This is a genomic window from Gemella sp. 27098_8_149 (assembly GCF_041433745.1).
Lineage (GTDB): Bacteria > Bacillota > Bacilli > Staphylococcales > Gemellaceae > Gemella.
Genome location: NZ_JAPWCB010000004.1, coordinates 123,835 through 137,075, shown reverse-complemented (window position 1 = coordinate 137,075; position 13,241 = coordinate 123,835). Strand labels below are relative to the sequence as shown.

Sequence of the window (13,241 nt, the reverse complement as noted above, 5' to 3'; positions counted from 1 at the left end):
AAAGAAGGGAGCGATTAAAAATCGCTCCTCTCTATATGTACTTGCTAGCTTCTCTTATGCTAAGATTAGCCATATTATCCTTATTCTTTTTAATAAATTCTCTGACCCACTCTGGATTAAATTTAGAATAATCTCTAAGTGCCCAACCAACAGCTTTATTAATGAAGAATTCATTATCACCAAGGTTGTTTACTAAAATTTTATCTAAAATTATTTCATCTACTTTGTCTTTAAGAGACAGTTGGTACAAAATAGCTACTCGTTTCAACCAAATATTACTGTCCTTACTCCACTCTAGCATAATTTGATCATAACCTTCAATACGAATAACTAAACTTCCTACAACTTTAGCAAGCAAATCAACAGTATCCCACCAAGATTTTGTGACTATTAGATATTTTAACCTTGAAATATCTTCTCTTTTTAAGAATTTCTGCATTGCCTTTAAATAATAAACAACTACATACTGAAATTCTCTCTCTTCTTTATTCCAACAACTCTCAACAAAATACCAATCGATGGTTTTAGTCTTTCTTGCGTCTGGGAAATATTTTTTATAGATTTCCGTTCTAGTTGCACCACGTACACCTAAAAATCTAAACTTATCCTGCATGTACTTAGACATTGATTCAGCTAAAAGTTCATTACGATTTTCTTCAAAGTCAGTTATTAAATCTAATAATTTCATAATTTATAATAAAAGTTCTTATCTGTTATTTTCTAAACTTGCTTTAATGAATCCAGCGAATAATGGGTGTGCTTTTTCCGGACGTGATTTAAATTCTGGGTGGAATTGACCAGCTACAAACCATGGATGTTCAGGAATTTCCACGATTTCAACTAATTTACCATCTGGACTAACTCCTGATAATACCATTCCTTTTTGAGTTAAACGCTCACGATAGAAGTTATTGAATTCATATCTATGACGGTGACGCTCAGTAATATTGATTTCTCCATATTCTTTGTGAGCTACAGATCCTTCTATTAATGTACATGGGTAACTTCCTAAACGTAAAGTTCCTCCCATTTCTACAACATTTTCTTGATCCGCTAATAAGTTAATAATTGGGTATGGCGTATTTGGATCTAATTCTGATGAGTGTGCTCCAGTTAAACCACACACGTTACGTGCAAACTCAACAGCAGCAAGTTGCATACCTAAACAAATACCGAAGAATGGTACTTTGTTTTCACGTGCATATTTAATAGTAGTAATTTTACCTTCAACTCCACGATCACCAAATCCACCTGGTACAAGGATTCCGTCTGCATCTTTAAGATACTCATGAACATTTTCTTCTGTAATATCTTCAGATTGAATCCAATCAATTTTAACTTTAGCATTGTTTTTATATCCTGCATGTTTTAAAGATTCTACAACAGAAATATAAGCATCGTGAAGTTCTACATATTTACCTACTAATGCGATTCTTACATCCTCTTTTAAGTTATCTACTCTATCCACTAATGATAACCATTCAGTCATATCAGCTTCTGGCGCAGTTAAACCAAAATGATTTAACACGATATCATCAATTTTTTGTGCTTTAAGATTTACTGGTAATTGATATAGATTACTTACATCACGACTTTCAATAACGTTTTGTTTTGGAATGTCACAGAATAATGAAATCTTAGCACGTAGCTCATCGTTTAAAGCAAGTTCATTTCTAACTACAATAATATCTGGTTGAATACCTAAACCACGTAATTCTTTAACAGATTGTTGTGTTGGCTTAGTTTTCATTTCCCCTGCTGCTTTAATGTACGGTAATAATGTACAGTGAATAAAGCATACATTTTCACGTCCTAAATCGCTACGGATTTGACGGATTGCTTCTAAGAATGGTAAAGATTCAATATCTCCTGTTGTTCCACCAATTTCTGTAATAACAACATCAGCATCACTAGATTCTCCAGCTAATAATACTCGTGATTTGATTTCATTTGTTACGTGAGGAATTACTTGAACTGTTCCTCCTAAATAATCTCCGCGACGTTCTTTTTCAATAATTGAAGAATAAACACGTCCTGCAGTTACGTTAGAATATTGTCCTAAGTTAACATCGATAAATCTTTCATAGTGACCTAAGTCTAAGTCAGTCTCAGCTCCATCTTCTGTAACGAAAACTTCTCCGTGTTGATATGGACTCATTGTTCCAGGGTCAACATTTAAATATGGATCAAATTTTTGTAATGTTACTTTTAATCCTCTATTTTTTAATACACGACCTACTGATGCCGCTACAATACCTTTTCCTAATGATGATACTACTCCACCTGTTACAAAAATATACTTTGTCATTGTGTTCTCCTTCTATTAAAAATAATAAACCCCCTACGAAATTATCGCAGGGGGTGGTTTCTTAAATCACTCTTTAAGAGTGCCCGTATATTATTCTAGCATAACGCAAAATTTTTAGCAACTAAAATAATTCGATATATTAAATTTTCTTTTAGTATTTATTAAAAGAATTTAAATGAACTAAATGGGTAGTATCTTAAGCTTACTTTCCCAATCATTGCTTCTTTCTTAACAAATCCAAATACACGACTATCTGTACTGTGTTGTCTGTTATCTCCTAATACAAAGTATGTACCTTCTGGCACAGTTTTAGATTTTGTACTACTTAAAAATTCAATATTAAAATCTGGCGTAAATGGTGCAGTTCCAGAAGCATTAGCTTCTTTAATTTTTTGAGCTAAGTATGGCTCTTCAACTTTTTGACCATTTACATATAGTACATCGTTTCTGTACTCTATAGTATCTCCAGGAACTCCGATTATACGTTTAATATAGTCATCAGTTTCATTTGCATGGAATACAACTTCATCTCCACGCTCAAAATTTTTGCTGAATTTATTAACGAAAACTTTATCGTTATCAGCAAATGTGTAATCCATCGAGTGTCCTTTTACTGTAAAAGGCGCGATAAGATATGTGCTTATAAGTAGATAAATAGCAATAGAAACTACTACAACTACTATCCACTCCATAATTTCTCTTAAAATTTTCACTGGTATATCCCTCTTTTATTTTATTTATGATTAATAATTCTACCATATATTAATAGAAAAATCAAAAATAAATTTTCCATTAATATATTAGAATTAATATATTGGAATTTATAGATTTCACATCAACTCAAATATTTTTGTTAATCTGTTTAGAAATGAAAATGTCAATATTTATGTAAATCATTTTTCATGAAATACCGTTATTTCTGTAAGCACTTTTATTGTTTTTTTTCATACGTGTGATATAATTATTTATACGGGAGTCTGTGAACAGTCTGAGAGGGAATATAAATATTTCGACCGCGCCTGATCTAGATAATGCTAGCGTAGGCATTATTTGACTTAAAGACAAACTTAGACCCCTCTTATATTGTAAGGAGGTTTTTTATTTTGATAAATTGCAGTATTGCATTACAAATTCTTCCTCTTGATAATCATGATGGAAGACTAAAGATTATAGATAAAGTTATCTATTTTCTACAAAATAAGCATTCAAATGTAATTGTTACTCCATTCGAAACAGTAATTGAAGGTGAATTCAACGAACTTATGGATACTCTTAAAGAATGCTTTGTCCTAGCGGGTGAGGATAGTAAAAATATTTTTGCAAATGTGAAAATTAACTATGGAGATGTTTTAACTATAAATGAAAAAATTGACAAATTTAATCAATAAATATGCAGCAACTATTTCTATGTTGTGTCTAGTGATTATTTGGCAAGGAGCTGGTAATCTCGGTTTACTTCCAAAATATATCATACCTACACCTGTTGAAATAGTTAAAGCTTTTATAAAAAACTACGAACTATTAATATTTCACAGCAAAATCACCCTACTTGAAGCTATTATAGGTCTATTCCTAGGGATAGTCATAGCATGGCTTCTTGCTTTAATTATGGATAGCATACCAATATTTAACAAGTCTATCTATCCACTTCTTGTACTGACTCAAACTATACCAACTATTGCAATAGCCCCTATACTTGTGCTTTGGTTGGGTTATGGACTTACACCAAAAATTGTATTAATTGTTATAACAACAACATTCCCAATTGTTGTAAGTATACTAGATGGATTTAGAAACTGTGATAAAGATATGATTACTTTATTACAATTAATGAATGCTAGTAAATTACAAATACTTTGGCATGTAAAAATCCCAACGAGTCTAAGCTACTTCTATGCTGGGCTTAGAGTTAGTGTATCTTATGCCTTTATCGCAGCAGTGGTTGCTGAATGGTTAGGTGGCTTTGAAGGACTTGGAGTTTACATGATTAAAGCGAAAAAATTATTTGAATACGATACTATGTTTGCAATCATAATACTAGTATCGGTTATCAGTTTATTAAGTATCGAACTTGTTAAACTAAGTGAGAAAAAATTTATTAAATGGAAATACATAGGAGAAAATCATGAAAAAGATATTAACTAGCGTTTTTGCTTTTATCTTAGCAATCTCATTAACTGCATGCAGTACGGTTAATAAAAACGCAGAGAAAAAAGAACTTAAAAAAGTAGATTTCGTACTTGACTGGGCAATTAACACAAACCACACTGGTCTATATGTAGCAAAAGAGAAAGGATACTTCGCTGAAGAAGGTATTGATCTTGACATTAAGCCGGCGCCTGAAGATAGTACTTCTGACTTAATTATTAATAACAAAGCACCTTTTGGTATTTACTACCAAGACTCAATGGCTAACAAACTTTCTAAAGGTGCAGGAATTACTGCCGTAGCCGCAATTATTGAACACAACACTTCTGGTATCATTTCACTTAAGAAAAACAACATTAAAGAACCAAAAGATCTTCAAGGTAAAAAGTACGGAACTTGGAATGATCCAGTAGAATTAGCAATGGTTAAATCATTAATTCAAAAACAAGGTGGAGATGCTAACAAATTAAATCTAGCTCCAAATACAGATACAAACTCTGTTACTCCACTAGAAAATGGTCTTTTCGATGCAGCTTGGATTTACTATGCATGGGATGGTAAATTAGCTGAAAGCATGAAACTAGATATTAACTACTTCTATCTAAAAGATTTCAATAAAGATTTAGACTACTACTCTCCAGTAATCATTGCTAATAACGATTACTTAAAAGAAAATAAAGAAGAAGCTAAAAAAGTTCTTAAAGCTATTAAGAAAGGATATGTCTACGCTATAGAACATCCTGAAGAAGCTGCAGAGATTTTAATTAAAAATGCTCCAGAATTGAAAGATAAAAAAGATTTCGTTGTTGAATCTCAAAAATATCTATCTAAACAATATGCATCAAACAAAGATCACTGGGGTGAATTCGATGCTAACAGATGGAATGCATTCTACCGTTGGGTTAACGAAAACAAAATCACAAAACAACCTCTTGCAGAAAACACTGGATTCAGCAATGACTATATAAAATAATGAATATATTATCAATAAAAAACTTATCTTTCAATTATCCTAACAATAAAATACTAAAAGATATAAACATCCATGTCGATAAAGGTGAAGTTGTTTCTATACTTGGTGGAAGTGGTGTTGGTAAAACTACCCTTTTCAACATTATTGCGGGTATAAATCCTCTTCAAAGTGGAGAAATCTCTATAAAAGGTAACACAGACTATAAAGGTCGTGTAAGTTACATGCTTCAAAAAGACTTATTATTAGAACATAAGACTATTATTCAAAACATTATACTTCCTCTTTTAATAAGAAAAATTAATAAAAAAGAAGCAGAAGAAGAAGCAATAAAAAATCTTAAATTATTTAATCTTTATGAATATAAAGATAAATATCCTAGTGAATTAAGTGGTGGTATGCGTCAAAGAGTAGCACTTCTACGTACATATATGTTCAAAGAAGAACTGTTTTTACTAGACGAACCCTTCAGTGCACTCGATGCAATTACTAAAATATCACTTCACTCTTGGTACCTTGAAATCAAGAATAAACTTGATATAACTACTCTACTAATCACCCACGATATAGACGAGGCCATTGACCTAAGCGATAGAATTTATATCATTAAAAATAAACCTGGTGAAATTGTATCTGAAATAAAAATAAATCTTGATGAAAATAATCAAGATGAACAAAAACTTAAATATAAGAAAGAGATACTAAATATACTTGGATTATAATAATACACCCTAGCGTGAATTTTCACACTGGGGTGTATTTAATTATTTATAGATACTATATTTTTTATTGATTAAGTAAATTAATATTGCTGGGATTACCGCAAACAACATCAATTTATATCCGAATACTTCTAATGCAAGAAATATAGGTGCAATGTATGTCTTAGTTGCTGCTGAAAATACTAAACAGTATCCCAAGGCTGCTGTTACTAGAATTGGTAGTCCTAACCAAACTCCTAGAATTACTCCACAAGTTGCTCCAATCGCAAACAACGGAGTAACCTCTCCTCCACTAAAGCCTATCCCTGTACAAATAGCTGTTAATATAATTTTCAACATAAAATCATAAACCTGAATCTGTTCAAAATCTGTAAAAGAAAGATCAATTAAATTTGTACCTAATGAAGCATATCTGTACTCAAAAACAATACTAACTAAAATAAAAATAACTAGAAGAATCCAAATGATATTTTTATTCAAAGATACTAATGCTTTTGTTTTTCTTTGAAGGAGAACAAATATGATTCCTACAAAAACAAAAATAACTCCAACTAAAACTAATTTAGAAATAAACTCTAAATTTATATTAATTCCACTTACATCTATAGTTACAAAGAATTTTTCCAAACCTGCTTTATGTGATACAAAAGCACTTATATACGCTGCGACGACATATATTACATACTCATAAACTTTATTTATTGTAAAGTTAAATTTGTCACTGACAACCTCTAAAATGAATACTACAGCAGCTAATGGAGTTTGAAATAATCCAGCAAATCCACAAATCATGCCTAATTTCACAAAAAATTGTTTCTTCTCTGGACTAAATTCATTAGGAGCGATATTACCACCGATTGCTCCACCTAATTGCACAGCTACTCCTTCACGCCCTACACTTACTCCGAAGCTATGTGCCAATAAAGTATTTAAAGTTAAAACAAACGGAAATTTCCATGTAACTTTCTCTTTTTTATTAGTTGCCGCTTCAATAAAATACTTCATACCTATAGCACCGGTGTGTAAATATTTATTACTAAACTTAGTAAAAACTAGTATCAAAGGTGTTAGAATCAATAAATACTTATAATAACTACTAGTTAATTCTATTAATTTCAATAACATTTGACCAAATAACGAACAACAAATAGAAATTAATAATACTGTACTTATTAATCTAAAATAATAATTCCTTAACATATTATATTTATTTTTCTCCTTCAAATATAAATCTGAGATTGACATAAAAGTTCTAAATTTTTAAAAAAGTGTATATTACAAGGCATAAACCACTGCGAAAAGTGACTCGACAAAATCTTGTTTCTTCAAAATCATGATTTTCTAGTCACTCCTTCTCAGATTTTTATCTATTGATTCTTCTTAAAACCTAGACTTGTTTTTTTCGGTTGATCATAACTGAATCCTTCTCCTATAATATCATGAACTTCAGTTATTGTCAAGAACGCCCGAGGATCAATTTTATAAACTAATGACTTAAGTTTTCCTATTTCATTTCTTGAAACTACACAATAACCTATATTCAAATCTTTCTTAGAATAGCTTCCTTGTCCTTTTATATAAGTTAATCCACGATTCATATCTTCTTGAATTTTTTTAGTAATAATTTCTATCTCAGACGAAACTATCATTACCCCTTTTCCAGGAACCCCACCTTCAACGACATAATCTATCACTTTTGTGCATATGAAAATATAAATCAAAGTATATAAAATCGCTGGGAAACTCTTAACTACTACGAAAGTTAATGCTATGATTACCCCATCAAGAATTTGAATTATCCTACCGATTGAACTCCCTGTATAAAGTTGTACAATTTTCGCCACTATGTCTACTCCACCTGTTGTTCCACCTGCTAGAAAGACTATCCCCAATCCTAATCCAGCAAGTAATCCTCCAAATACAGCAGCCAGTAATCTATCTCCACCGATCTCTATTTCTATATTATACTTCTCAAAAATCCCTATCCAAAAAGTCAACATAATAATACCGTAAACCGTGTATAACATTGTCTTTTTATCTAACATTTTATATCCTATTATTAATAAAGGAATGTTTACCAATATTGTCCCAATAGAAACTGGAAGACCTATTGAGTATAATAATAACAGTGAAATCCCTGTTCCTCCACCTTCTGCCAATTTGTTTGGAACATTAAAATGCATAATAGCAAAAGAATAAATAGCACAACCTAAAGAGATAATAAATAATTCTTTAAAAATTTTTGTTAAATTTAAATTTTTGTAATTCTTTTCCATAGTACACCTCCAAAAGCAATTTTATCCTAATTATAACAGGTTTTATAGTCATAAACAACAGGCATAAATAATAATTTTTTACCTTTTAATAATTATTAATTTCATATTTTCTTAGACATTATTACAAATTTGTACTATAATTATAATATCAATATTGGAGGTTGACTTTTAAAATGAATAAAAACTTCATACCAAATTATCTTACCCTTTGCAATATTTTTTGTGGGTTTATGTCAATTCTAACTACATCACATGGATATTTTATTTGGGGTACTGTCTTTATTATCTTAGCTATGCTTGCAGATAGATACGATGGTATCGTTGCAAGAAAACTTGGCGTTGTTTCTGAAATTGGTCACGATTTAGATTCATTATGTGACGTAGTAAGTTTTGGAGTGGCACCTGCCATGCTTGTTTTTGAAATCTTTATTACTAATGATAAGCCATCAACTTTATTAATGGTAATTGTCGCAATTCTTTGTGGAATCTATGTATGCTGTGGAGCTTATCGTTTGGCCAGATTTAATGTAACAAAAATGAAAAAAGGATATTATCAAGGTGTTCCTATTACTACATGCGGAACAGTCCTTGCAGTAATCGCCCCTATAAAATTACCAAGTATTGCAATGTTAATACTATTGATATTATGTTCTTACTTAATGGTAAGTAATTTGAAAATAAAAAAAATATAGAAAAAATGTTCAGATATTAATCTGGACATTCTTTTTTTATATTCAAATATTTATTAATTACATATTCAAGCTTTATTCACACTAAGCAACTGACTATAACCTCAGTCAACCCCTCTGGATTTTCCCAAGCCATTGAGTGACCTGCATTTTTTACCGTTTTTACATTTACACCATGTTTAGGTAATTCTTCCAGGTCATCACTCGGAAGACTATTTTCCCCAAATATAAAAAATTTTGGGATATCAAACTCATATAACATACTTCTCCATGATTTTTCTCTCTGTAATACTGCATCACGAGAAATTTGATAAACTGCTTTAGGTAACCAATTCTTCAATGTTGCAGCCCACATTGTATTCATTCCACCTTCACAATACTTTATTAGTGTCATAATACTTTTTTCGTAATTATCTTCCTTATACTGTGCTATCGCCCAACTAATCTGACCTTTTGTAGAGGGATCTAAGTTTGGTTCTGTTAAAATCAATCTCTCAATTCTGTCTTTACACCTTGCACACAACTCAATAGCAATAGAACCACCTAAACTATGACCAAATAAGATAACTTTATTCAAACCTAAATCTTCCAAAAACTCCGCTAGATATTTCGCATGTTCTTTAACCTCATATGAAAAATCTAGAGGTTTGTCACTATATCCAGCTCCTAATAAGTCTATAAGTACCCTCCTATGGCCTTTAAATTCCTCACTATTAAAAATTTCTACATAATCAAATGATCCAGCGCATCCTAATCCATGAATAACTACTATAGGTGTACCACTTCCCTCAAAATCATTATACCTTATCTTGTATTTTTCATTCCTTATTGTGTATTCTCTCATTAAAACCTTACTCCATATAGTTACTTTACTTAATTATATCACTTATTATTAGTATATTACTTTTTTTTTTTTAATTTTTGTTATATAATTTTATAAGTAATTTTGAATAGTAACAAACTAAAAAGGAGATTTCATAATGATATTTACTGAAATTAGTAGTGAAGAACTTCAACAATTTCAAAAAGAAAATAACCACAGATATTATTTCTCGCAATCTGCAGAATATAATATTATGGCCAATAATAACAACTTAAAAACTGAAATTTTAGCCGTAAAAGAAAATAATAAAATACTAGCTTACGGTATTTTCATTTATTTCCAATATAAAAAATACTTTTACAAAGTAACTGCACAATACGGACCTATTATGGACTACTCAAATACTGAGTTAGTTAGTTTCTACTTTGAACAACTAAAAAAATACTTTGCAAAAAATCTAAGAGTATTATGTGTACGTGTAAATCCATTTGTAAATGAAAAAATCTATAATGATGTTGAATTTGTAGAAGAGAACGAAGTAGCAGTTAAAACTAATAGAATTCTAAATGATTTAAATTATCACGCTATGAACGAAGATTTATTTACAAATCCTACACTAGCTTCTCGTTGTGTTTTCTCTAAATCACTAGACGAAAATATTACTGAAAGTAACTTATTAAAAAATATTTCACAAATCGCCCGTTATACTATTAACAGAACGATGAAAGAAGGAGTTCAGGTTCGCGAAATTGATATATTCAATGAAGAAGATGCTAGAATCTTCGATGAAATCAATCGTGATACAGAGGATAGAATTGATTTTGAAATCCGAGACAATACTTATTTCAAATCATTAAAAAATAATATCGGAGATAAAACTCACTACCTTGTTTCATATATTGATTGTGATCAATTCGTTGAAACTACAACTAACACAATTGCAAATCTTGAAAAAGAACGAGACGATTTAAAAGAAAAATTAGAACAAGGAAAAGTAAATGCCAAAAAAGCAACTAACCGTCTAAAAGAATTTGATGAAAACATTGCTATTTGGTATAAAAAAATTGATAAAATAAAAGAACTTAAAGCTGAAAATGGAAATGTTATTAACCTTTCATGTGCTACTTTTATAGAATCTGGTCAAGATTTAATTTACTTCACAAGTGGTGCAATGAGAAAATTCCATCGTTATGAAGGACCATATGCAATCCTATTCCATATGATGAAATATGCAATTAACAATAACTTCAAATATTTCAACTTCTTTGGTACTTCAAAAGATTTTCATTCTGAAGATGCTACTGACTATGGTGTACTACAGTTCAAACGTAACTTCAATGGGAATATTGAGTACTTTATGGATAACTATGAAATTAGAAATGCTATTGGTAAAGTTTGGAAAATATAATAAAAAAGGAATTGAGATTTAACTCAATTCCTTTTTTATATCTATTCTGACTTTTTAGCAGCTTTTTTCGTAGCTTTTTTTTGTCTTTCTTTTTTCTGTGGTTTGTTATTTTCTGGATACATTACTTTATCTACTAATCCATACTCACACGCTTCTTCTGCTGTTAAATAATTATCACGTTCTGTATCACGTTCAATAGTTTTAATAGTTTGACCAGTTCTATCTGCTAAGATTTTGTTTATTTTTTCTCTTGTTCTTAGAATGTGTCTAGCTGCAATTTCTATTTCTGTTGCTTGACCTTGTGCACCACCTAATGGTTGGTGAATCATAACTTCTGCATTTGGAAGAGCGTATCGTTTACCGATAGTCCCAGCTGCAAGTAAGAATGCACCCATACTAGCTGCCATCCCCATACAAATAGTAACAACATCACATTTAATATGTTGCATTGTATCATAAATTGCAAAACCAGCTGTCACACTTCCACCTGGTGAATTAATATAGAAATAAATATCTTTTTCACTATCTTGTGCTTCTAAAAATAAAAGCTGACTTGTTATTGAGTTTGCTACTTGATCATTTACATCAGAACCAAGAATAATAATTCTATCTTTTAATAATCTTGAATAAATATCGTATGCTCTTTCCCCTTGAGAAGTTTGCTCTATTACTGTAGGAATTAAATTCATTTTCTTACCTCCTAATTTTCGTTTTCACTAGATATTATATATCAAAAATGGTCAATTAGCAACTTTTTTCCCTTTCTAACCTTTCTTCATTTTCTCCAAAAATATTGTACTATCTATAAATAAATACGACTCAAAAAACTATGTTTTTAAGTCGTACTATCCACGTTACTATAATCTATAAGAATGTTCTTTGAAGTTACCTACTATTGTATTTACAGCACTTACAGTAATAAATGCTTCTGGACAATTTTTAGCAACTAATTTACGGAGTAGATGCATTTCATTTTGTTGAATGACTAAAATTATCATTCGTTTTTTCTCATGTGAATAACCACCCTCTACATCCATTATTGTAGATCCTCTATGTAAAGTATTATTTATTACCTCAACCATTCTTTCTGGATTACTACATATAATTGTACATTGAATATATGCTGAAAAGAATTTTTGAACACCTTTCATCGTTTGGTTACGTACAAAACTCATAACAAGTGCGTACATCACATATTTTATATCAAAAAAGATCCATACAATCGTATATATTGTAATGTCTTGAATTAGAAATACAGTTGGTAGGTTATAATTAAACTGTGATGAAAGGAATTTTCCTGTTATGTCTGTTCCTCCAGTTGAAGCTCCTGCTACTAAAAGGCAGCACATCGCTAATCCTGAAATGATACCACAGAAAATTGCCGCAACGAGAGAATCTCCTAGATTTACTGGTGGTATAATTTTTGGTAAATTATTTATTAGAAACGATGATACACTTATCACAATTCCTGTCAGAATTACGAACTTACGGCCAATATATCTAAATCCTAAATAAAATAACGGTACATTTAGAACAAACTGTGCAGTACCAATTTTTACTCCTGTTAGTTTATTTATTACCAAGCTTAATCCTAAGGCACCACCTGCTCCAATATTATTTACCGGTATTAATAATCCAGCATATATTGAAAATAAAATTGTTCCAAGTACTATTAAAAAAACATTTTTCGACTGTTTATGTTGATCAGTCGTATAAATCGTATCTGATAATTTCATGATATCCTTATCCTTTATTTTTATCCTGTATATATTTTAATACAAATCAATATTTAAAACAATTAAAAATTGATTATCTTTCACAAAACATTAAGAAATAATTCATTTTATAGGCATTTTGTGTTAAAATTTAAGTAATAGACTTTTTTAGTTATTATGAT

General features: G+C 30.4%; 14 protein-coding genes. 6 read left to right on the top strand and 8 right to left on the bottom strand.

Annotated elements, in window-relative coordinates; all coding sequences use genetic code 11:
• Positions 1 to 31: 31 nt before the first annotated feature.
• The 3 genes from O3801_RS03425 to lepB form a co-directional block, all read right to left on the bottom strand.
• Positions 32 to 688 (bottom strand): DNA alkylation repair protein, encoded by a 657-nt coding sequence (locus tag O3801_RS03425; protein WP_371454064.1) that lies wholly within the window; start codon positions 686 to 688, stop codon positions 32 to 34.
• An 18-nt stretch (positions 689 to 706) separates the two neighbouring features.
• On the bottom strand, positions 707 to 2,308 hold the full coding sequence (locus O3801_RS03420; RefSeq protein ID WP_371452200.1) for a CTP synthase: 1,602 nt from the start codon (positions 2,306 to 2,308) through the stop codon (positions 707 to 709).
• Between the two features lie 161 nt (positions 2,309 to 2,469).
• Positions 2,470 to 3,021, bottom strand: coding sequence for a signal peptidase I (gene lepB / locus O3801_RS03415; protein ID WP_371452198.1), 552 nt, complete (start codon positions 3,019 to 3,021; stop codon positions 2,470 to 2,472).
• 390 nt (positions 3,022 to 3,411) lie between these two features.
• On the opposite strand from lepB, the gene O3801_RS03410 reads away from it, so the two are divergent.
• The 4 genes from O3801_RS03410 to O3801_RS03395 are packed head-to-tail and all read left to right on the top strand — an operon-like array spanning position 3,412 to position 6,148.
• Complete coding sequence (locus O3801_RS03410) at positions 3,412 to 3,696, top strand: thiamine-binding protein (protein WP_004263982.1); 285 nt, start codon at positions 3,412 to 3,414, stop codon at positions 3,694 to 3,696.
• Complete coding sequence (locus tag O3801_RS03405) at positions 3,668 to 4,453, top strand: ABC transporter permease (RefSeq protein WP_371452196.1); 786 nt, start codon at positions 3,668 to 3,670, stop codon at positions 4,451 to 4,453. Before O3801_RS03410 ends, O3801_RS03405 begins: the two co-directional genes overlap by 29 nt.
• Positions 4,434 to 5,429, top strand: coding sequence for an ABC transporter substrate-binding protein (locus tag O3801_RS03400; RefSeq protein ID WP_371452194.1), 996 nt, complete (start codon positions 4,434 to 4,436; stop codon positions 5,427 to 5,429). The genes O3801_RS03405 and O3801_RS03400 overlap by 20 nt, the downstream gene beginning before the upstream one ends.
• Positions 5,429 to 6,148: an ABC transporter ATP-binding protein gene (locus tag O3801_RS03395; protein ID WP_060914212.1), complete on the top strand. Its 720-nt coding sequence runs from the start codon at positions 5,429 to 5,431 to the stop codon at positions 6,146 to 6,148. The genes O3801_RS03400 and O3801_RS03395 overlap by 1 nt, the downstream gene beginning before the upstream one ends.
• Positions 6,149 to 6,190: 42 nt before the next feature.
• Here O3801_RS03395 and O3801_RS03390 read toward each other — a convergent pair whose 3' ends face one another.
• Both O3801_RS03390 and O3801_RS03385 read right to left on the bottom strand, forming a co-directional pair.
• The gene (locus O3801_RS03390) at positions 6,191 to 7,348 is read right to left on the bottom strand and encodes a chloride channel protein (protein WP_371454063.1); all 1,158 of its coding nucleotides are present in this window, start codon (positions 7,346 to 7,348) and stop codon (positions 6,191 to 6,193) included.
• Positions 7,349 to 7,515: 167 nt separating this feature from the next.
• Entirely contained in the window at positions 7,516 to 8,424 is a 909-nt protein-coding gene (locus O3801_RS03385) for a YitT family protein (protein ID WP_371454062.1), read from the bottom strand.
• 173 nt (positions 8,425 to 8,597) lie between these two features.
• Here O3801_RS03385 and pssA point away from each other — a divergent pair, with 173 nt between their 5' ends.
• Positions 8,598 to 9,116, top strand: coding sequence for a CDP-diacylglycerol--serine O-phosphatidyltransferase (gene pssA / locus O3801_RS03380; protein ID WP_371454061.1), 519 nt, complete (start codon positions 8,598 to 8,600; stop codon positions 9,114 to 9,116).
• Positions 9,117 to 9,192: 76 nt separating this feature from the next.
• On the opposite strand, the gene O3801_RS03375 is transcribed toward pssA, so the two are convergent.
• Positions 9,193 to 9,957, bottom strand: a complete 765-nt coding sequence (locus tag O3801_RS03375) for an alpha/beta fold hydrolase (RefSeq protein WP_371454060.1) — start codon at positions 9,955 to 9,957, stop codon at positions 9,193 to 9,195.
• A 136-nt stretch (positions 9,958 to 10,093) separates the two neighbouring features.
• Between O3801_RS03375 and O3801_RS03370 the strand changes: the two genes are divergently transcribed.
• On the top strand, positions 10,094 to 11,344 hold the full coding sequence (locus O3801_RS03370; RefSeq protein ID WP_371454059.1) for a peptidoglycan bridge formation glycyltransferase FemA/FemB family protein: 1,251 nt from the start codon (positions 10,094 to 10,096) through the stop codon (positions 11,342 to 11,344).
• A gap of 41 nt (positions 11,345 to 11,385) precedes the next feature.
• Here O3801_RS03370 and clpP read toward each other — a convergent pair whose 3' ends face one another.
• A complete protein-coding gene (gene clpP / locus O3801_RS03365; protein ID WP_371454058.1) occupies positions 11,386 to 12,033 on the bottom strand; it encodes an ATP-dependent Clp endopeptidase proteolytic subunit ClpP in 648 nt (215 codons plus the stop codon).
• Positions 12,034 to 12,201: 168 nt separating this feature from the next.
• Positions 12,202 to 13,080 (bottom strand): YitT family protein, encoded by an 879-nt coding sequence (locus O3801_RS03360; protein WP_371454057.1) that lies wholly within the window; start codon positions 13,078 to 13,080, stop codon positions 12,202 to 12,204.
• Between the last annotated feature and the right edge of the window lie 161 nt (positions 13,081 to 13,241).